Below are 19,640 nucleotides of genomic sequence, written 5' to 3' on the forward strand. Positions count from 1 at the left end.
CCCCAGACGATCACCCGGAGAAACGGTATGTTTCACTGCTTATTGCATTCCGCATTTATTCTGCACCTGCCGTGCCGGATTTTTTCCGCTTGCCCGTCAGCTGGAACTGCTCGATTTCCTTGCATAGTTCATGCTGCCAATTTATATCCTTGCTCATTGAAGCAAGCAGCGACATATTCGCCAAATAAGCGGCTTCGCTGACATAATTCACGTTAAGCTGCTGGCATTGCTCTAGCTCCGCGGCTTCGCTTGGCGAAAGCTGCCGTTGTTTGCTATGCAGCCACAGCTCTGCCATGCGCTGATGAAACGGGAGTACCACTTGCAACCACCACCCTATAGGAGCCAGCGTACCCTTTTTAGCCGCAAAATATGCTTTGCACCCTTTTTTTGATTGAATAAATCATTATAACGTTTTAAAAATTCAATTTTTCGTATTTTTATTTCGCTTATTTTGCACCATTGTACTGCGCGGGCATGCTCTTTCTGCTAAACTGGTATTAGGTATAGCGCTTTCATTCCACTTGCTTTGCGAAGCTCCCAGCTATTGACGTAACGATCATTCGATCGTATTATCGTTGATAAACCGCAGCAGTGTTGACGGCATTATGATTTGCATAAGATGAGGAGGAAGCGTACTTGCGTCTAGATTTTTATTTTCGCCTGGAAAATAAACCTGATTCAATAACTCAGCTGCAACCGCTGACGCCACTCTTCGGGAAAGGAGATTAACATGACGAACGCCGTTTCTTCCGTGTGGGAAATCAGCTATTACGAGCTGACCATTCGCCTGCTGCTCGCAGTCGTGCTAGGTGGACTCGTCGGTCTTGAGCGTGAATTCGGCGGCCACTCCGCGGGCTTCCGCACACATATCCTCGTATCTCTAGGCTCCTCTACCGTCGTTTTGCTATCCATGTACGGATTTGCTGCATTCGCGAATGAGCCTCGTGTTACTCTCGATCCGGCAAGGCTGGCTGCGCAGGTTATTAGCGGCATCGGCTTCCTGGGAGCCGGCACGATTCTCCGCAAGGGCACTGGCATTTCGGGCCTGACAACGGCAGCCTCTTTGTGGGTTGTAGCAGCCATAGGATTATCGGTTGGAGCTGGATTTTATGTGGCAGCAGCTATCTCTACTACATTGGCGGTGATATCTTTGTTCGTATTCAACAAACTGGAAAAAACATTTTCACGAACCAAACGCATTCATGAAATTAGATTCAAGCTGGCGAAGCACACCTCCGGCTTGCAGGACATAGTAGCTACTATCCATGAACACGGCATGAAAATTCATAAGCTGACCATATTAGATGATGACGATGATTCATCTGAGCAGATGGGCGGCTCGAAGACGATGAATGTCATTATTCAGGTGAAATTCAAAGGAACAAGCCTTTTCAGCGACCTAACGCTGATGATGGCCTCCATGGATGGCGTTCGGGGCATGGAAATTAGCGGTGAACCGCTTTAATTCCAGTTGGCAAGCCCGTTATGAAACGAGGCTGTTCCTAGGGTCTAAATGGACCTTAGGAGCAGCCTCTTCTATTTATCCATCGCTCTTCATTCGTACATGCCTTGCTGTTTGAGCTACTAGCCTGGCAGCGCCCTTAGCTCCCGAGCTTCGCGGATATGGCCGATACCCTCCTGGCACATGCCGTATGGCCGCCATTGGCAGTCCGAGCATAGGCGATCAATGTCGCCAGGCACAATGCGGCTAGCGACGGACTCGCATACATCGGACCATTTTGCCACACTGCCTATCGTCAATCCAACTTCCTGCAAAATAGCTTGGTCCTTCTGATAGACGCTCTTATTCTGGCAATGGGACGGCTTATCCGGCGGAAAAGCCTTGCAAATATCGTCAGGACCATCAATGATTTCAACAATGGTATTTGGCTGCTGGCGCAGCTGCTCATATACGGCTGTCATATTGACGCAGAATCCCTCTGAGTAGCCCTTGCCCCGATAACCGAGCAGACAAAACAAATGATGGCCCCGCAAACGAATGTTCATGATGCTCACTCACTCTCCGAATTAATGTTAACCAAATTATACCACGAAGGTTAACATACATGCGAGCAATGTGAGGCGAATTCGTTCATATACTAGGAAAAGCGATATTCAGAAATTTGCCCGCTAGGGATATAGCCGATATTGCGATACGCTTTGTTTGCGGCTGAGTTTTGAACATCCGCATACAGCATCGGCTCTAAACCACCTTCCACAATAATGGCGCTTACCTTTGCAGCCACAGCGCTGGCAAATCCGCGATTTCTCGCATCCAATGCTGTATAAACCGCATTAATTCTCGCATGCCTTGCTGTACGGTGTGCAATCGCCGCCATAGATACAACCCTCTCCGCCTCCACCCACACATATAATTCGCCCGATTCCACCATCTCCGCGGCAGCCGGAATTTGGCTTGCTACCTCTACCTGCTGACCATAGGCCTCATGCGTAAAGGCCGCGATAAAGCCCGCCACCGTCTTAATATCTTCCTCTTTTGCTTTTCTTATGGTTCCAGCTATACCTGAGGGTTGCCGCACAACTGGACATCTATAAGCCTCCAGCTTCATATGTAGACGCTGGCTCTGTCCTGTTAACGGAGGATACACTCTGGCGAAAAGTCCGGCCAGCTCTGGGCTGGCTGATATTCCCGTTACCTCAATACCCTCTCTATACAGCTGACCCGCCAGATTTCGAGCTATTCTCTCACGAACCGAGCAGGGCAGCTCTGACGCCATCCACAACCAGCCGCCATTTCCGGGCGTTTGTGCAAAAATCATTGTATCATCCGCCGTCTTCCAGCAGAGCTTCGTTTCTGAATCACAAATACGGTAAATGATATTGTAGGCGACCTCATCGGCGAGGAATGAACCCTTATTCAGCACCGAATCATCGCACTCAAACCTTTCCAGCATCGGCCTCTCTCCTCTTTATAAAATCGCTTTATTGCTTGGTTTTCGCCAGCTCGCCGATCAATTCTGGCAGCCAATTTTTGATGTGCTTAAATGCAAATCCTGCCGTTTCCGCCTTACTTGTATCCATATACCAAGAAACAGGTACGCCAAACGGCGATTGATGCTCTTCGGATGCCTCTTCAACAATTTTTGCATTTTTACCCACAAATTCTTCAATAATCGACATCATTTGATTCAAGCCAATCCTCCCTTGAGAGCAAGCATTAATTGGCCCTGTAAGATCAGATTTCCCAAGCCATTCGAGGAATTCAGCAGCTTCATCCGAGTGAATGAACGATAGCTCCGCCTCAGGAGCAGGCATGGAAATCGCCACTTCTTTTTGCACATGTTCAATATGGAAGTGCAGCCGGCGGGTGTAATCATCCGGTCCGAGCACAAACGGAATGCGAACAGCTGTTGTTGGAAACGGCGCTTCCTGCATAAAAACCGCCTCAACAAGCCGTTTTCCGTCGGCATAACTGAGGGAGGAGAAGGTATCCGGTTCGGGCAGCTCGCAAGTATAGGGATCAAAAACCTGCTCCGTTAGCGGCTCCTCGCCAAATGGATATACGCTCATAGAAGAAGTGACGATGTATTTGTCCGTACGTCCACTAAATAGGCAAGTGGCCTCCCGTGCCTCCTTAGGCGAGAAGCAAATGTTGTCGTAGATGACGTCGAAGCTTGCTCCGCCAAGCGCATTAGCTAGTGCGGCCGCGTCGGTTCGGTCGACACATATGCGTTTTACCGCGTCGCCAAAAGGGTCAAGCTTAATGCCTCGAGTAACGATCGTCACTTCCGCCTGCTGATTAATAAGACGCTGCACAAGCTTTTTTCCGAAAAACCGCGTTCCTCCCAGAATCAATACCTTCACCTATCTGCACCTCCAACACTTTGAATTTTCGTATAGTTCCTGTATTGTATCATTATCGCAAATACTACAGTTAGAAATATAAGGAAATTCTAATTCATTCACTCTATTTTAGGAGGCTGCTATGAAAACCCTGCTTGTAGTCGATGATGATCCCCATATCCGCACGCTGCTGAGGCACTTTATGACGAAAGAAGGCTATCGCGTCGTTGAGGCAAAAGAGGGAGAGGATGCCGTACATAAGCTGAAAGAGCATCCGATTGATCTTGCGATATTAGATGTAATGATGCCGCGGATGGATGGACTGGAGCTTTGCGGGTATATTCGGACGAATTACGATATCCCGATTATTTTGCTGACGGCGCGGGAGCAGCTGACGGATAAGGAGCAGGGTTATTTGCGCGGCACTGACGATTATGTCACTAAGCCATTTGAACCGGAGGAGCTGCTGTTTCGCATCAAGGCGCTATTTCGCCGCTATTCCGTTTCCTCCAGCGACAAAATCCAGCTCGGACGCCTCACCATCGACCGTAAAAACTACGAGATTGCCGATGGCGATGCAATGCTGCTGCTGCCGCTTAAGGAGTTTGAGCTGCTGGCGCAGCTTGCCGAATACCCGGGACGGCTGTTTTCACGCGAGGAGCTCATTCGACTCGTATGGGCCGCGGATTATGCAGGGGATGAACGGACGGTGGATGTGCATATTAAACGTCTGCGGCAGCGTTTTGCTGCATATGAGCAAGATTTTCGCATTACGACTGTGCGGGGAATCGGCTACAAAATCGAGGCAGCAGCGCCATGAAGTCACTCTACTCTCGCGTTTTTCTAGTAGCTATGGCAGTCATTATCGGCAGCAGCTTTCTCGGTTTTCTGGTATCTAATCTTTATTATCATCATAAGCTCAAGCCTTATAATGATGCCAAGCTGACCCGCATTGCCCTGCAAATGCAGCAGTTCGCCGAAGACCAGCCGGAGCTGGCTGCTGCTTACCTTGCCAATGCGGCCGAGCTGGGCTATGAGATACTGCTGGCGGATGGTCAAGGCACCGAGCGTTACTTCGGACGAGCTTTTCGTGAAAAAGAGCTGGCGGATGACGTGCTGCGCAACGTACTCGCTGGCGGACAATACCATGGCATCGCGCAGTTTCCCAATCAGCTGTTTATTACCGGCTTTTTCGACAACATGCTCAGCAATACGGTGGGCGTACCGCTGCAATTGGAAGGCAAGCGGTATGCGCTGTTCATACGCCCGGATGTCATCCTGCAATTTGGCGAGCTGCGCAGCTTCTTTGCGATGATCGGGCTGCTGACCGTTGCCTTCAGCCTGCTCTGCTTCCTGCTCAGCACCCGCTATTTGGTGAAGCCCGTCACGAGGCTGACAGAAGCAACGCAGCGGATCGCTCAGGGAAATTACGCCCTGTCGCTGAATACGAAGCGGCGGGATGAAATCGGGCGGCTCGCTGCCCACTTTATGACGATGAGTCAGGAGCTTGAGCGGGTAGAGCAAGCACGGCAAGAGTTTGTCGCTAACGTCTCGCATGAAATCCAGTCGCCGCTAACCTCCATTCAAGGCTTTGCGCACGCCTTGGCGGAGAAGGAATTGCCCACCGATGAACGCGCCCATTATGCCGCCATTATTGGCGAGGAAAGCCGCCGCCTAGCGGCACTCACCAAGGAGCTGCTGCTGCTGTCATCGCTGGACCAAGCTGCAGAGGCGCTTCAGCGGAAGCCCTTCAATCTGCGAGCTCAGCTGCGACAGGTTGCGCAAGTGATGGAGTGGCAGCTGACAGAGAAGGAAATTGCACTCAAAATCGCTGTCCCTAGCTCTCTAATGCTTGACGGCGATGAAATGCTGCTGTATCAGGTATGGATGAATTTGTTGTCCAATGCCGCAAAATACATCCCCTCAGGAAGAGCGATTGAGGTGGAAGGCAAGCTGGAGCGAGGACGCTGTGTCATTCGGGTCACCGATACGGGAGATGGCATCGGCAGGGAGCAGCTGCCGTTTCTGTTTGATCGCTTCTACCGCGCCGATCGGGCACGAGAACGAGGCACAGAGGGAGGCTTCCCCCCAAACAATCGTTCAGGCGACTCCGTCGGCTCGGGACTAGGGCTCGCCATTACCCAAAAAATCGTCCACCTGCATAACGGGACGATTGAGGCAGCCAGTGAGCCCGGTCAAGGCACGACCTTCACCGTGACGCTTCCACAGCTCTAACGGAGCGCTTTTGCCAAATTTGTAATTTGCCGTTCATACGCCGTTCATTTTCAATTTTTACACTTGTGGCATCACAAGTAGGAGGAATGAGAATGTATTTGGCCCTTAGAGAAATGCGTTTTGCCAAAACCCGTTATTTGCTCATTATGGCGATTATGCTGCTCGTTTCCTTTCTGGTCCTGTTCGTAACTGGACTTGCAGGGGGACTCGCTTATGCGAATGCCTCCGCTGTCGAAAATATGTCCGCCACCCATTTCCTTATGCAGCAGGATGCGAGTCAACGGTTCGCCCGCTCAATCGTTGGGGAGAAGGAGCTTAACAAAGCCCGTTCGGTCGTTGGCGATGCGAATGCCCAGCGTCTCGGCGTACAGATGACGACAGTAACAGGCGGAACGAACGGGATGAAAACAGATATTACGTTATTCGGCGTGGACATGAGCAGTTGGCTCGCACCGACTGTCGTCTCCGGCTCGGCCGTCTCCAATACGGGTACTGGCAAGGTTGTCGTAGACCACAAGCTGGAGGAGGAAGGCATCACCGTCGGCAGCTTGCTGCATGACCAAACGACAGGTCTCACGTGGACCGTTAGCGGCTTTACGGAAAATCAGTCGTTCAGCCATACGCCTGCCGTATTTATGAACCTAAGCGACTGGCAGCAGCTAAAGCAGCAAATGGCGGGCCGAGCAGCAGCTGATCCCGCATTCGCCGCTCCCTTCAATGCTATTGCTATCCAAGCAACCGCCGCAGAAGCAGAGCAGCTTTCGCTACAGCTAGAAAATGTGGAAATAATGACGAAAAAGCAAGCGGTGGCCAGCATTCCCGGCTACAAGGAGGAGCAAGGCTCGCTGATGATGATGATTAGCTTCCTGTTCGTTATTTCCGCTTTTGTGCTTGCAGTCTTCTTCTACGTCATCACCATTCAGAAAACGAGCCAATTCGGCATTCTCAAAGCGATTGGCACCAGGACCCTTTATTTAGCGCGCAGCGTCGTCGCACAAGCGCTCGTGCTCGCTGCCGCCAGCTTGGCCATAAGCTGCCTGCTGGTCGCGCTCATGCAAGCGGCGCTGCCCGCTTCAATGCCGTTCCAGCTATCGCCGATGACGACGCTGTATACTTGCCTGCTGTTTATCGCGATGTCACTGCTTGGCTCGCTCATCTCCGTCATTCAAGTGGCGCGAACCGACGCGCTTGATGCTATAGGGAGGGCTGCAGCATGACCGAAACAAAGCTGATACTCCATGAAATTACGCGCGTCTATCATGACGGCGATACTGAACTCACCGTACTGAACAAGCTTTCCCTTGAAGTAAAAGCAGGGGAGCTCGTCGCAGTAATGGGGCCTTCCGGCTCTGGCAAGAGCACCTTCCTATCCATTGCAGGAGCACTTCTGTCGCCAACGAGCGGCGAAGTACACATCGACGGCGAAGCGCTTGCTGGCAAAAACGGGCAGCATCTCAGCAGATTGCGGCTGCATCAGATCGGTTTTATTTTTCAAAGCGCCAATCTGCTTCCCTATCTGTTGGTGGAGGAGCAGCTCATGCTCGTCGCCAAGCTCGCAGACATGGACAAACGCTCCGCACAGGCTCGGTCAACGATGCTGCTGGAGCGTCTAGGCCTGCTGCATCGCCGGGCCGCCTATCCGAATCAGCTCTCCGGCGGGGAAAAACAGCGCGTCGCCATTGCACGAGCCTGGATGAATGACCCGGCTATTTTGTTTGCGGATGAGCCGACAGCGAGTCTGGATGCCAGCCGTGGTCAGGATGTGGTGGCGATGCTCGCCCGCGAGGTGAAAACGGAGGGGAAGGCCGCCGTTATGGTGACGCATGACGAGCGAGTGCTGCATTTATGCGACCGTATTTTACATTTGAAAAATGGCGTATTAGTCAGCGCATAAGCTGCGATGCTTGAAAAATACGAAGCTGAGCCTTGCCGAAGCAGGCATCGCAGTCGATGTGAACTCGTTGCTTGACGTTTTTGACGCTGAGCGGGATTTCTAAATGATCGGTTAGGCTTACGCTGGACGCGAAAAACCGCTTACTCTCCAGACTTCTGGAGAGCAGGCGGTTTTCGTATTTCCCGAGCTTATTTTCAGCCTAATAACAGCTCATTACTGCTCATTGCCGCACACTGATGCGCTAGCTACTCATCTTCCCCCATATCCATTGCATAGGTAGGGATTGTCCGTTTACCCGTCCGCGATTTGGCGGATACGCGCTTCTCGGCCTGTTTTTTCGTGCGCCTATTTACCGATTCCTCTTTACGTGCCATATGCGCCAGCTCCTTCTCCAGCTTCTTGAAGCTCACAAAGCGGCGCTGCTCCAGCGTTCCATCCGCAATCGCCTGCTTGACCGCACAGCCCTCCTCCTGGTCATGCCGGCAATCGTGGAAACGGCAGCTTGCAGCAAGCTCCCCAATATCGGCAAAGGTCGTATCTATGCCCTCATCCGACTCCCATAATTGCAGCTCCCGCATACCCGGCGTGTCAACGATAATGGCACCGCTTGGCGTCACAAACATTTCCCGATGCGTCGTCGTGTGCCGCCCTCTGGCATCGCTCTCGCGAATATCCTGAACGCGCTGCTTATCCTCATCTGCCAGCCAGTTAAGCAGCGTCGACTTGCCGACACCAGAGGAGCCGGTTATCGCAATCGTCTGCCCAGGGAGCAAGTATTCGGCTAGCGCATCCCGCCCCTGATTTTCAAAAGCGCTCACAGCATGGACGGGAACACCCGGGGCTATCCCTTCCACTAGAGCCACATAATGCTCAGGGTTCTCAATAAGATCAGCCTTGGTCAGCAGCACAACCGGTCTTGCCCCGCTATCCCAGACAGCGAGCAAATACCGCTCTATTTTTCGCAAATTAAAATCCTGATTCAAAGCATTCGTAATAAAAACATAGTCCAAGTTAGCGCTGATCACCTGCACATCAATGCGCTGTCCCGCCTCCTTGCGCACCATTACCGAACGGCGGGGAAGCAGCGTATGAATAACAGCCTTCGCTTCACCCGGGAGCGGCTGCACCAGTACCCAATCGCCGACTGCCGGAAAGTGTCCGCGATTGATCGCTTCAAACTCGAACTTTCCGGTGACAACGGCCGACTGCTCGCCTGCCTCCGTCACAATGCGGTACTGATGTGAAAATTGCGCTACGACGCGCGCCGGCACCAGCGGCACATCTCCCGTAGCTGCGCGGCGCTGCTCTGCTGCCCAATGCTCATTCCAGCCATAGACCTGAAGCAGCGTTTCCTGCTGATGTGTTTGAAATATCTTAATCTTTTCTTGATTTTCTGGCTTCCATGTCAAATCGTATTCCTCCGTTTGTTGGATCATTATTTTTTTAGGTACAACAAAAAAAGACCACAGCATGATCCTGCGGTCTTTTTTCTCGCACAGCGATGCTCGACGCCACATCCAGCTGTACGCGCAAACGCAAAGAGAAGCCCCGCCTATCGGCGGCCAACGCCCATTACGCTGCGATAAAAAAAGTCCGCAGGACACCAACTTGGTCTCCTGCGGACATTAAAAAAGCTTCAAAAGCAGCTCTGCTGCACCTTCCCCCAGCATAAGCCTTCTGCTTTATCCGTCTTCTTATGTTAAGTCCGTAGAGACCGACGCCATAACAACCAATCCTCTGCTCATTGTGCTCATATAACATCAGCCTCCTTCTTCAAATTAGTTCCAGTATAGTGTTGAAAGTCCAGCTAGTCAAGCCGGGCAAGCGCCTTTTTATTGCTAGCATCATCAGAGACGTAGTAGAATGAAGCCAAGCGAAAACCAAGGCTTATCTTTTTAAAACCGTGTCGCAGGCATGAAGGAGAATGGAAATGGACGAGAAGACAACTGGAAGACTAAAAGTATATATGGCAGGCTTCGAGGTGTTCCGCACGGATGCTGTAGAGCTGGGCAAGCAAATGAAGGAGCTGTGCGAGGCTTATGGCTTTGAAGGTATTTTTCCGCTGGATAAAGACATTAAGCCTTTACCAACAAAGTCGGAAACGGCACAGGCAATCTTCGAGGGCAACGTCAAGCTTGTACAGAAGGCTGATGTCATCATCGCTAACTTGAACCCTTTCCGCGGACATGAGCCGGACTCCGGCACTGTATTCGAGTGCGGGCTTGGCTACGCCATGAATAAGAAGCTGTATGGCTTCGTCAGCGACAAGCGCACACAGGCGGAGAAGCTGCTGCCCGACATTGATCCGCAAACGGGATTGTATCAGGATGGCATGCAGGTAGAGAACTTCGAGCTGCCGACCAACCTTATGCTGTCCGTGCCGCTTACGATCGTTGAGGGCGGGCTTGAGGATGCCTTAAAGCAGGCACGCCAGGACCTTTTATAATCGCTGACCTGTAAGCCGCAACTCCTTTCTTTACGTTGAAACATAAGCACAATAATAAGAGCTGGCTCACAAGCAACTATCGCTTGGAGACAGCTCTGTTTCTTCTTCAAGCACCAATAGCGCCCGCCTGGCAGTCATCTACATGCTGTGTCCAGCTAGCCAGCAGTTATATCCTTATGCGAGGAATCCTGCCGCAGCAGAAAATGAAGCTGCTCGACATTAATCTCTTCATCGCTATTATCGTATTCCCTAACTGCAACGTCCTCCCATAAGCATTGTTTTTCTTTAATACCCTGAACAAACGTATCCCAATGCTCAAGCTTCCAAACATCCCTATCCAGCCCCCGTGCCTCCATTCTACCCTTAAGAATGTCAAAATCGACCACAACCCGCAGAACAAGCGCCTTTACACGATTCCAGCCATATTTCTCCCGCAGCTCGTTAATATAAGCGACGCGTGAGAAATAGCTCAAAAATGGCGCATCCAGCACAACGGAGCGGCCAAGCATTAAATTATCATTAGCAATGTTGAGCAGCGTTTCATATTCCAAATCCATTACGACATCGCTGTAAAAATCACAGCCATCCCGGTCGTGAGGCGAATATCCCTTGGAGGTGAGCAGCGCTCCGGTAAACGTATTGCAGACGACATCTTTATCCAAATAGCAATAATTATATTCCTTGGCAATCCACTTGCCAATTGTCGATTTTCCAGATCCTGCTGATCCGATTAAAAAAATGACTTTAGGCTCCAAATTTGCTCCTCCTTCAACTACCCGCTCTTTTTAAATACCATTAAATTACTGTATAAAATTCACATATGCGAACTCTATTGTTAATTCTCAAACAATATAGCTTAGAATATAACGATTCATAACGTAATTCAATCCCATTTCCAAAAAATTAAATTAAAAAAATAAAATTAAAAATAATATTGAAATTATTCAGGCGACTATACTATAATCAAAACATAGTTCGAAATGGCGAAATAAGTTCACATATGCGAACTATTATCTATTTTGCATCCTAAAGGAGACGCTATGGAGAAGTTTCGTATGAACAAATCGGCAGAAAGGGTTGTCGATCTTCTTATTTTGCTTTCCAAGAAAAACGCGCCCTTGACGTTGAATGAAATTTGCTCGGAGCTGAGCTTACCTAAGAGCAGCGGCTTTGAGCTGGTGCAGACCTTGCTCTTCAAAGGCTTTATTGAAATGGATGATGCACGGCTCAAAACCTACCGCCTTGGGATCGGCGCCTTTGAAGCGGGCATCGCCTATCTGTCTAATATGGGCATTCCCCATCAGGCAAGGCCTTTGCTGCAAGAGCTTAACCGCTTGACCGGAAGCACGGCTTTTCTGGGTATAGAGGATAAGGGAAAGATCGTGTATTTGGACAAAGCCGAGCATCATTCGGAAATGCGACCTACCGCCAAGCTGGGCTCTAGAAGATTTATGCATACGACCGGCCTTGGCAAAGCACTGCTGGCAGCTTTGCCAACAGAGAAGGCGCTCTCTATTTTGGGCGAGGGTGAAATCGCTTCCCGAACAGCGTTCTCCAAAGTTACAGTGCCCGATATTATGCAGGATATGAGGGAAATACGGGAACGGGGCTACTCTATTGATGACCGCGAGGACCATCTGGAAATGTATTGCATTGGATCAGCTATTTATGATCAATGGAACTTGCCTGTAGCTGCAATAAGCGTCGCCAGTATGCTTTCGACAATAACGCCGGAGCGTGAAGCTTATATCGTGCAATTGGTGACCGAAACGGCGCTCAAGCTATCCCAGCAGTTGGGCTACAGCGGAGATCGGCTTTATTTGAATCATTAGAAACAGAAATGGAGAGAAACTCATCATGTGGAGAAAGCTTGAGCATTTGAAAAAGATATCCGAAAGCGGAATCGTCCTGATTATCCGCTCCGACAGCGAGCAAGAGGCTTTAGCCGTTGCCGAGGCTGCCATTGCTGGCGGCATTAAGGTGCTGGAAATTACAATGAGCGTGCCTAATGCGCTTCAGGTCATTCGTACGCTTGCGGACAAATACGCGCCGGCTGACGTTCTTATCGGCGCAGGTACGATTCTGGATGGCGAGACGGCCCGCGCAGCTATATTGGCAGGCGCCGAGCTGCTCGTCAGTCCGCAGCTAAACCCGGAAATGATCAAGGTTGCCAACCGCTATCAAGCCATTACAATCAGCGGCGCATTTACGCCGAAGGATGTTGTCGAGACGCTGGAAGCGGGCGCCGATATTGTGAAGCTGTTTCCGGCCGAGGTTGTTGGACCTGGCTATGTGAAGGCTCTATCGGCTCCATTGCCGCAAGCCCCGATTGCGCCCACTGGCGGTGTTACGCCGCAAAATGTGCATGAATGGCTGCAAGCGGGCTGTATTGGCGTAGGCGTTGGCAGCTATATTACAAAAGCAGCTAAACAAGATGGAGATTACGGCAAGGTAACAGCTGCCGCGCGCGAATTTCTTCAAGCCGTTGCCGCTGCACGATAGCCAAGGCCTGCAACTGGACTAAGGGGACTCAGGCCTATTTCACAACGATAATGCAGCGCTTTATGAGGTTCAAACACCATGGCTTTGTCGTTGTGAGCGGCTTCCTCCCTGTGGGTCATAAAAGAAGGATTTAAAACGGAATGCCGCCGCAGAGACTGCGCACGAGGCCGACACCTAATGTAAACGCATACATTTAGCTACTAAATAATAGCGGAGAGTGACACAAGATGACCAATTCTAACAAGCTTCACCATGCGAATGCCGCCAAGGCGAAAAAACCCGGACTTCGCTGGGGCATTATTACGCTGCTGCTGCTCGGAGCAGTAGTCAATTATTTGGATCGCTCCAATTTGAGCATTGCCAATACTACGATTGCAGCTGAGTTTGGCTTATCCTCAACTCAAATGGGGCTGCTGTTATCCGCTTTTCTATGGCCTTATGCCTTGGCTAACTTGCCGGCTGGCTGGCTCGTTGACCGCTTCGGCCCGAGGAAAATGTTCGCATGGGCATCCGGCCTTTGGTCGGCTGCGACGATTATCAGCGCCTTTGCCAATTCGTTTTCCTTCATGTATGCGATGCGAATGCTGCTCGGCGTATCCGAGTCGCCCTTCTTCACCTCAGGCCTAAAAGTAACGAATCGTTGGTTCTCGAAGGAGGAGCGCGGCTTGCCAACCTCCATTATCAACACCGGCTCGCAGATTGCTAATGCGATCGCCCCTCCCTTACTGACCGTTCTCATGCTGACGATGACGTGGAGAGGCATGTTTATTTTCATGGGGGTCGTCGGCTTCGTCGTCATGCTGGCTTGGCTGAAAGTATATCGCGATCCGACTGCTGCCGAGAAACGTTTGATCAATGTGGACGCTGCGCCTTTGGCAGAGCCAGCCGCAACCACAGCGGGTGAAGTGAAGCAGGCTAAATGGTCCTCGCTTTTCAAGCATAAAAGCACTTGGTTTATGATCATTGGAAACTTTGGCATTATGTTTACTATTTGGGTTTACTTAACGTGGCTGCCAAGCTACTTGGAGAAGGAGCAAGGCTTCACCTTAAAAGAGACGGGCTGGATTGCCTCCATTCCGTTCGTAGCTGGTATTATTGGCGTGCTGCTTGGCGGCTTCATCTCTGACTTTTTCATCCGCAGAGGGTTTGCCGCTGTAACCTCGCGCAAAATCCCGATTGTCGGCGGAGCCATTCTCGCTGCGGCATCCGTCGCTCCGATTCCGTTTATCGACAATACAGCACTCAGCATCGTTATGCTGTCGATTGGTTATTTTGCATCTCAGCTGCCTTCCGGCGTTATCTGGACACTCGCAGCAGATATAGCGCCAGGCGAGCAGGTTGCCTCCTTGGGCGCCATCCAAAACTTCGGCGGATTTCTTGGAGCTGCATGCGCCCCAATCGTAACGGGCTACATTTTGGATACGACTGGAAGCTTCAATAATGTATTTCTGCTGGGCGCAGGCTTGCTGCTGCTTGGAGCGATCTCCTACGGCATTTTCTTGAAAAAGCCCATTCCCAAAACCGCATAGCCGAGCTTGAGAAGAAGAGGCAAATAAAGACAGCCGCTGATCCCTTTCCTTAAAAAAGGGCGCAGCGGCTGTTTTCGCTTTATTTTTATAAATATAAAATGGCGTTTGGACACGGTTCTAGCTTACTTCCCATAATACTGCTTTAAAGCCTCTATAATACCGAGCGGGTTTTTGCGCAAATCCTTGGCGCTAAAATAAATATCGCCCTTCACCTCAGGATGCTTCGTATTGTATTTCAATTGCTTGATGATTTCCTCCGAGGTTTGCCACCCTGTTTCTTTCGTTCCGAGCTTGTATACGGCATGGCCGATATAAAGATCGACGTCCGTGTTCGCCACTTGAGCCGCCCACCAATCCACGACCTTATCGTAACGCGCTGCGGAAAGGGACATGCTCCAATACACTTGAGGAGCGACATAATCAATCCAGCCCTGCTTGACCCATTTGCGTACATCCGCCGACATGCTGTCGTAAGCCGTTACTCCGGCATTCGTATCCGAGCCGCTTGCATCCTGCGATTTGTTGCGCCATACACCGAATGGGCTGATGCCAAACTCGACAGTCGGTTTGACCCTGTGAATCGACTCGTCAAGCTGCCGTACGAATTCATCAATGTTATTGCGTCTCCATTCCGCTTTGGTCGCCAGCTTCTTGCTGTTATAGGTTTTGAACGTGGCATCATCACTCAGCGTAATGTTGGACGGATAAAAATAATCATCCAAATGTACGCCGTCGATATCGTAATTATTTACAACCTCCATAATGACATCCATGACATGCTGGCGCGCTGCCGGAATGCCCGGATTAATCAACAGCTGCGAGCCTGAGGTCAGCACCCAGTCAGGATGCTCTACGGCTACATGATTGGACGCGAGCTTGCTTGTGTCGGTATCCGTATTTGCCCGGAATGGATTAAACCAGGCATGGAACGTCATGCCGCGGCGATGCGTCTCATCAAGCATAAATTGCAGCGGGTCGTAGGACGGCGCTACCCCCTGCTTGCCCGTCAGCACCTTCGACCAAGGAACAAGCGCTGATGGGTAAAGAGCGTCGGCTGATGGCCGAACCTGTACAAACACAGCATTCATCCCCATCGCCTGTACATCATCAAGCAGCGCCTTAAATTCTTTCTCTTGCACAGCCTGCTTTCCATAAGAGGCCGTTGAAGGAAAGTCCAAATTGTAGATCGTCGATACCCATACCCCTCTTAGCTCGGTGCCAGCGGCGGGAGTCGGTGCGACTACCGGCGGCAATGGCTCTGTTGAGGCAGCAGGCGTCGCGCTTGGAATAGGCGTTGGTGCCGGAGTCGCTGTCTGACTCGGCTGCGCGGTAGCCGATGGCGTTGGAGCAGGCGTAGCTACTGGGCTCGCTGGCGTGCTCGGCACCGGGCTCACAGTGTCCTTGTACAAATGGACGACCTTCGCGTCATTATCCCATTTAACAGCAACGCCCAATTGATTGCTGACAAAACGGAGCGGTACCATTACTCGCCCGCTCACGGTCTGTACCGTCGCATCAAGCGTAATGACTCCGCCGTTGACAAAAGCGCTATTTTGCCCCGAAACCATCGTAATAATCGTATCGTCCTGACTAATCGTTACCTGCTTGGCCGCCTGTGACCATCTCACCTGTGCGCCAAGACTTTCACTAATAACGCGCAGCGGCACCATCGTTACGTTCAAATCCTCACGAAGATAGGGAGGGACATCGCTGCTCACCACATCGCCATCCAGCACAATTTGGATCGCCTTCGCCGCCGCAGCTTGTACAGAAGCAGGCGCAATGCCGGCCGGGATCATTAGAATAAATAACAAGGAGAGCAGAAGCGCCCGTTTGAATCTCATTTCCTTAAAACCTCCAGATTTTTTAGTCATTTTTTCCTCTGAATGCACTGAAAATATAGACGCTTCTTATCCAGACGAAGTTGCGTTTTTTCGCAATAAAGCAAGCCATTTATATCAACCGCTTAATCTATAACGGCAATTTTGTAGTCGCCTTCTTTGCTTTTTTGGAAGGTATAGGTCATCGCGCTGTTCTCTTCGAAACCTGCCTCAGACAATAAATCAACCCTGACAACTACATTGATATTGCCGGAATCGAAGGAAGTGACATCTTCAATTCCCGTAAAATAATAGTGGTAATAGCTCAAATAAAACTGAAATGGATCCGCATGCGCCTGATCAAGAAAGCTGCTGTTAAATGCCCTCTGATCCTGCTTCAGCAGCGCCTCCAAATTCGTTTGCAGCATTTCCGCCATTCCTTGCTCCTTCAGCTTGGATTGAGCAGCTTCCCAATCAATGTCCATTCCCGGCTCAAAATCGGCGGCCGTGTTGGCTGGCGCATTAGCCGTATCACTTGGGCTTGAAGCTGTGGAAGTCTCTAACTGCTGCGGCGCATTCTCGGCTGCGGAGCAGCCTGTGAGCAGCAGGAGACAAACAGCTGCCGCCTGAACTATTTTCAAAATCACAATAAACCACCCTCTTCTCTCATTTCTTCTACTGCTATGATCTAAACGCCAAAATCAGGAAAATAGTTTCAATCCGCAGCAGAGCAGTACGGTACTACAAAAAGTGAGTACTAGTTCAGAGAGAAACAGGAGAATATAATAAGGCGTATACTCCCAGGGAAAGGCAAGTGAACGCTATGCTGCGTATAAACATGATACGAATGGGCTTCCTGATGGGCATTGCCTTGCTGCTTGCGGCTATCTTCTATTTATTCGCTGCGAATTGGGTCGGATTCAGCAGCTCTCAGAAGATGCTGACCTCCGCTGGATTCGTGTTATTTTTCTATGTGCTTTCCTACGGCTTCTCCCGGACCAGGCTCCCCCTTGGCTTGTCCGCCTTTCTAAGCGGCATATTTCTCGTCGCAGGGTGCATCGCCTTTGGAGCAGCGGCTGCGCTTGCTGACCAAGTTTATAGCCTGCATCAGCCCCCTTACATCATTTGTCTGATTTCATTTCTGCCGAGCCTGCTGCTCGCGTGGATTACGCGATACAAGCCGCTATATGTGCTGACATATATATTGGCGCATTTCACGCTTTATTTTTTATTCGATTATCGTTTGTTTACACCGAATGTGGAGATGAACACCCTGCTGGCTGATTCCACTTTTGTTTTGTTCAATCTAGCTTTGTTTCTGCTAGCGCAGACTAAGCGGCTTGCTTCTGAAATCATTCGGCTGGCGAGCTTTGTGATGCTCCACATTTCGCTGCTCAACCTTGCCGGCGCCTTTGACCATGCTGGCCTGTCGCTGTTTATGAATGTATTGGATATCGCCGTCATTGCGGCCTGCTTCTACTATTTCATGCGCATTCGTCTTGATAAAACGCTGCTGACCCTTACCGCACTAGCGGCATCCGCGTATACGGTGGCAAAATTCATCCGTTTCTCGCTGGAAACCGAATCCGTCTTTCGTTTCGTGCTTGGCATTCTGTTCGTTATCGTACTGCTTACGGCAAACGTACTGTTTTTCCGCTATATGAATAAGCTAGGCAACAAAACCTCTACTGAAGAGCAGACAGCAGAAGTTATGAAAGAGTCTGTTGGACCTGATATGTCCGCTGTGGAAGCTGGCCCTCAGCAAGTAAATGGTACCGCGAGTCGAAGAACCACTGACCATCATCTGCTGGGCAGCATCATCTCTACGGTCATTACAATAGTCGGCATCATCATCGGCAGTATTTCCGTTATTGGTCTTGTAGTGCTGCTAACAGATGAAACCGGACCGTTGAAGACGCAGCACGCCCTGTATGCGCTATCGCTGCTGTTCATCGTGCCGATGCTTCTGCTGCCACGCGTAAATGCAGTCGTTCGTTATACGGTGTTTACCGTTGGCTTCGCTATGGGGCTCGTGTCCATTGCCTGGATTGAAAAAGCGCCGCTAAGCGTCATCTTCTTAGCTATTGCGATCATCAGCTGGCTTCGCCTGCAAGGACGCATGCAGCAATTGATCACCTATATGCTGATGAATATTGCCGCAGCCATTGTACTTTATCAGCTATTTCAAAATATGCACGATGCATTTTCCAGCATTATCATTTCCTTGACCGTGCTTAATGCGGCGGTATACGGCAGCTCATTCGCCAGATCAAACGACGAGCGGCTCGCCCATCTGAGGGAAGGCAGCCTGCTGTTCAGCTTTATTTTCCTCCTATGGCTGTCATCGCTGGACCCGGTATTTACTTTTTCAGTGGCGCTATTCAATGTGTTGGCCTTTATTGTGCTGACAGCTGCGGTGTTCCTGTTCATCAAACGCGAGCAAACGCTGGAAACAGCGGGAAGCTTCTTCTTCTGGCTCCTCTTTCTCGCGATTAAGTATCACGATTATTTGTGGACAATGCTGAACAAGTCGGTCACGCTTGCACTGCTGGGCTTTGTCGCACTCGGCGTCTCCTACTGGTTTGTCCGCCGCCCTGCAAAGGGTGGAAAGCCTCTTGAGACAAGCGGCAAAATAGATTTTTTTGTTGGAAAAAGAAGCTTGCTCATTACCGCAGTTGTATTACTCCAGCTTGGCTTTATCGGCTTTCAAACCGTGACAAATGAGCGGACACCTAGCCGTATTAACCATTCGGCAGCTCTTGCTGCTCCTGCCAATGATGCAGCATTCGGCGTCACCGTATCTCTGCCGCACGGTCGAGTGATAGCTACTCAGACTGCACAAGCTGCTCATAGCTACATTAGCTAGCCATCCCAGCAAGCTGTAGAATATTTTGCATACGCAAAGCACAAAAAGCGTCAAGCCTGCGGGCTTGACGCTTTTTGTGCTTTGTTGCTTTGTTGCTTTGTTGCTTTGTTGCTTTGTTGCTTTGTTGCTTTGTGCTTTGTGCTTTGTTGCCTTGTGCTTTGTGCTTTGTGCTTTGTTGCTTTGTTGCTTTGTTGCTTTGTTGCTTTGTTGCTTTGTTGCTTTGTTGCTTTGTGCTTTGTGCTTTGTGCTTTGTGCTTTGCGCTTTAGTATTTTTGTATTGATTGTTAATTAGGAGCTTACTCGTAATAATCACAAAAGAGCGGAGCAGCCGAGTCGCTTGTTCATTCTGGCTTCTATCGGACACGCTTCTAGCGGACACCAGATTCGCTATTTGTGAAAAAGAGGGGCTAGAACTACAACTTCGGACTACAGATCCGTTATTTGTCTAAAACGGGTTATATACAATAGGATAATAACAAAATAAGTCCTCTGGTGTCCGCGCAACTCCAAAAGCCGTTCATTTATCCGAAATAACGTCTCTGGA

At 50.3% G+C, this 19,640-nt stretch carries 19 protein-coding genes; 10 read left to right on the forward strand and 9 right to left on the reverse strand.

Going from position 1 to position 19,640, the window contains the following annotated elements:
* Nucleotides 1-55 precede the first annotated feature (55 nt).
* Nucleotides 56-319: a hypothetical protein gene (locus V5J77_RS25775; protein WP_338553639.1), complete on the reverse strand. Its 264-nt coding sequence runs from the start codon at nt 317-319 to the stop codon at nt 56-58.
* 411 nt (nt 320-730) lie between these two features.
* On the opposite strand from V5J77_RS25775, the gene V5J77_RS25780 reads away from it, so the two are divergent.
* Nucleotides 731-1,465, forward strand: coding sequence for an MgtC/SapB family protein (locus tag V5J77_RS25780; protein ID WP_338553640.1), 735 nt, complete (start codon nt 731-733; stop codon nt 1,463-1,465).
* 119 nt (nt 1,466-1,584) lie between these two features.
* On the opposite strand, the gene V5J77_RS25785 is transcribed toward V5J77_RS25780, so the two are convergent.
* The 3 genes from V5J77_RS25785 to V5J77_RS25795 form a co-directional block, all read right to left on the reverse strand.
* Nucleotides 1,585-2,007: a DUF1284 domain-containing protein gene (locus tag V5J77_RS25785; protein WP_338553641.1), complete on the reverse strand. Its 423-nt coding sequence runs from the start codon at nt 2,005-2,007 to the stop codon at nt 1,585-1,587.
* A gap of 92 nt (nt 2,008-2,099) precedes the next feature.
* Nucleotides 2,100-2,915 carry a GNAT family N-acetyltransferase gene (locus V5J77_RS25790; protein WP_338553642.1) on the reverse strand — a complete coding sequence of 272 codons (816 nt, stop codon included), beginning with the start codon at nt 2,913-2,915 and terminating at the stop codon, nt 2,100-2,102.
* Between the two features lie 28 nt (nt 2,916-2,943).
* On the reverse strand, nt 2,944-3,825 hold the full coding sequence (locus V5J77_RS25795; RefSeq protein ID WP_338553643.1) for an NAD-dependent epimerase/dehydratase family protein: 882 nt from the start codon (nt 3,823-3,825) through the stop codon (nt 2,944-2,946).
* Nucleotides 3,826-3,946: 121 nt separating this feature from the next.
* Between V5J77_RS25795 and V5J77_RS25800 the strand changes: the two genes are divergently transcribed.
* From V5J77_RS25800 to V5J77_RS25815, 4 genes are all read left to right on the forward strand, one after another.
* Nucleotides 3,947-4,624, forward strand: a complete 678-nt coding sequence (locus tag V5J77_RS25800; RefSeq protein ID WP_338553644.1) for a response regulator transcription factor — start codon at nt 3,947-3,949, stop codon at nt 4,622-4,624.
* Nucleotides 4,621-6,039, forward strand: coding sequence for a HAMP domain-containing sensor histidine kinase (locus tag V5J77_RS25805; RefSeq protein WP_338553645.1), 1,419 nt, complete (start codon nt 4,621-4,623; stop codon nt 6,037-6,039). Before V5J77_RS25800 ends, V5J77_RS25805 begins: the two co-directional genes overlap by 4 nt.
* Nucleotides 6,040-6,131: 92 nt before the next feature.
* Nucleotides 6,132-7,256, forward strand: coding sequence for an ABC transporter permease (locus V5J77_RS25810; RefSeq protein WP_338553646.1), 1,125 nt, complete (start codon nt 6,132-6,134; stop codon nt 7,254-7,256).
* On the forward strand, nt 7,253-7,933 hold the full coding sequence (locus V5J77_RS25815) for an ABC transporter ATP-binding protein (protein ID WP_338553647.1): 681 nt from the start codon (nt 7,253-7,255) through the stop codon (nt 7,931-7,933). The genes V5J77_RS25810 and V5J77_RS25815 overlap by 4 nt, the downstream gene beginning before the upstream one ends.
* A 245-nt stretch (nt 7,934-8,178) precedes the next feature.
* Here V5J77_RS25815 and rsgA read toward each other — a convergent pair whose 3' ends face one another.
* Entirely contained in the window at nt 8,179-9,342 is a 1,164-nt protein-coding gene (gene rsgA / locus V5J77_RS25820) for a ribosome small subunit-dependent GTPase A (protein ID WP_338553648.1), read from the reverse strand.
* 521 nt (nt 9,343-9,863) lie between these two features.
* Here rsgA and V5J77_RS25825 point away from each other — a divergent pair.
* Nucleotides 9,864-10,379 carry a nucleoside 2-deoxyribosyltransferase gene (locus V5J77_RS25825; protein WP_338553649.1) on the forward strand — a complete coding sequence of 172 codons (516 nt, stop codon included), beginning with the start codon at nt 9,864-9,866 and terminating at the stop codon, nt 10,377-10,379.
* 155 nt (nt 10,380-10,534) lie between these two features.
* On the opposite strand, the gene V5J77_RS25830 is transcribed toward V5J77_RS25825, so the two are convergent.
* Complete coding sequence (locus tag V5J77_RS25830) at nt 10,535-11,134, reverse strand: AAA family ATPase (protein ID WP_338553650.1); 600 nt, start codon at nt 11,132-11,134, stop codon at nt 10,535-10,537.
* 300 nt (nt 11,135-11,434) lie between these two features.
* Here V5J77_RS25830 and V5J77_RS25835 point away from each other — a divergent pair, with 300 nt between their 5' ends.
* The 3 genes from V5J77_RS25835 (at nt 11,435) to V5J77_RS25845 (ending at nt 14,410) form a co-directional block, all read left to right on the forward strand.
* The gene (locus tag V5J77_RS25835; protein WP_338553651.1) at nt 11,435-12,211 is read left to right on the forward strand and encodes an IclR family transcriptional regulator; all 777 of its coding nucleotides are present in this window, start codon (nt 11,435-11,437) and stop codon (nt 12,209-12,211) included.
* A 25-nt stretch (nt 12,212-12,236) separates the two neighbouring features.
* Nucleotides 12,237-12,881 (forward strand): bifunctional 2-keto-4-hydroxyglutarate aldolase/2-keto-3-deoxy-6-phosphogluconate aldolase, encoded by a 645-nt coding sequence (locus V5J77_RS25840; protein WP_338553652.1) that lies wholly within the window; start codon nt 12,237-12,239, stop codon nt 12,879-12,881.
* Between the two features lie 227 nt (nt 12,882-13,108).
* A complete protein-coding gene (locus tag V5J77_RS25845) occupies nt 13,109-14,410 on the forward strand; it encodes an MFS transporter (RefSeq protein ID WP_338553653.1) in 1,302 nt (433 codons plus the stop codon).
* A gap of 122 nt (nt 14,411-14,532) precedes the next feature.
* On the opposite strand, the gene V5J77_RS25850 is transcribed toward V5J77_RS25845, so the two are convergent.
* On the reverse strand, nt 14,533-16,254 hold the full coding sequence (locus V5J77_RS25850) for a family 10 glycosylhydrolase (protein ID WP_338553654.1): 1,722 nt from the start codon (nt 16,252-16,254) through the stop codon (nt 14,533-14,535).
* A 122-nt stretch (nt 16,255-16,376) separates the two neighbouring features.
* On the reverse strand, nt 16,377-16,877 hold the full coding sequence (locus V5J77_RS25855) for a hypothetical protein (RefSeq protein WP_338553655.1): 501 nt from the start codon (nt 16,875-16,877) through the stop codon (nt 16,377-16,379).
* Between the two features lie 176 nt (nt 16,878-17,053).
* Between V5J77_RS25855 and V5J77_RS25860 the strand changes: the two genes are divergently transcribed.
* Nucleotides 17,054-19,096 (forward strand): DUF2157 domain-containing protein, encoded by a 2,043-nt coding sequence (locus V5J77_RS25860; protein ID WP_338553656.1) that lies wholly within the window; start codon nt 17,054-17,056, stop codon nt 19,094-19,096.
* Here the strand turns inward: V5J77_RS25860 and V5J77_RS25865 are convergent.
* Nucleotides 19,089-19,460, reverse strand: coding sequence for a hypothetical protein (locus V5J77_RS25865; protein ID WP_338553657.1), 372 nt, complete (start codon nt 19,458-19,460; stop codon nt 19,089-19,091). The genes V5J77_RS25860 and V5J77_RS25865 overlap by 8 nt on opposite strands.
* Nucleotides 19,461-19,640 lie beyond the last annotated feature (180 nt).

It is taken from the genome of Paenibacillus sp. KS-LC4, assembly GCF_036894955.1.
Classification (GTDB): Bacteria; Bacillota; Bacilli; order Paenibacillales; family Paenibacillaceae; genus Pristimantibacillus.

Coding starts and splice junctions, on each gene's coding strand:
- V5J77_RS25780 (WP_338553640.1), top strand. CDS start 731: ATGACGAACGCCGTTTCTTCCGTGTGGGAAATCAGCTATTACGAGCTG.
- V5J77_RS25785 (WP_338553641.1), bottom strand. CDS start 2,007: ATGAACATTCGTTTGCGGGGCCATCATTTGTTTTGTCTGCTCGGTTAT.
- V5J77_RS25790 (WP_338553642.1), bottom strand. CDS start 2,915: ATGCTGGAAAGGTTTGAGTGCGATGATTCGGTGCTGAATAAGGGTTCA.
- V5J77_RS25800 (WP_338553644.1), top strand. CDS start 3,947: ATGAAAACCCTGCTTGTAGTCGATGATGATCCCCATATCCGCACGCTG.
- V5J77_RS25805 (WP_338553645.1), top strand. CDS start 4,621: ATGAAGTCACTCTACTCTCGCGTTTTTCTAGTAGCTATGGCAGTCATT.
- V5J77_RS25810 (WP_338553646.1), top strand. CDS start 6,132: ATGTATTTGGCCCTTAGAGAAATGCGTTTTGCCAAAACCCGTTATTTG.
- V5J77_RS25815 (WP_338553647.1), top strand. CDS start 7,253: ATGACCGAAACAAAGCTGATACTCCATGAAATTACGCGCGTCTATCAT.
- V5J77_RS25825 (WP_338553649.1), top strand. CDS start 9,864: ATGGACGAGAAGACAACTGGAAGACTAAAAGTATATATGGCAGGCTTC.
- V5J77_RS25835 (WP_338553651.1), top strand. CDS start 11,435: ATGAACAAATCGGCAGAAAGGGTTGTCGATCTTCTTATTTTGCTTTCC.
- V5J77_RS25840 (WP_338553652.1), top strand. CDS start 12,237: ATGTGGAGAAAGCTTGAGCATTTGAAAAAGATATCCGAAAGCGGAATC.
- V5J77_RS25845 (WP_338553653.1), top strand. CDS start 13,109: ATGACCAATTCTAACAAGCTTCACCATGCGAATGCCGCCAAGGCGAAA.
- V5J77_RS25850 (WP_338553654.1), bottom strand. CDS start 16,254: ATGAGATTCAAACGGGCGCTTCTGCTCTCCTTGTTATTTATTCTAATG.
- V5J77_RS25860 (WP_338553656.1), top strand. CDS start 17,054: ATGCTGCGTATAAACATGATACGAATGGGCTTCCTGATGGGCATTGCC.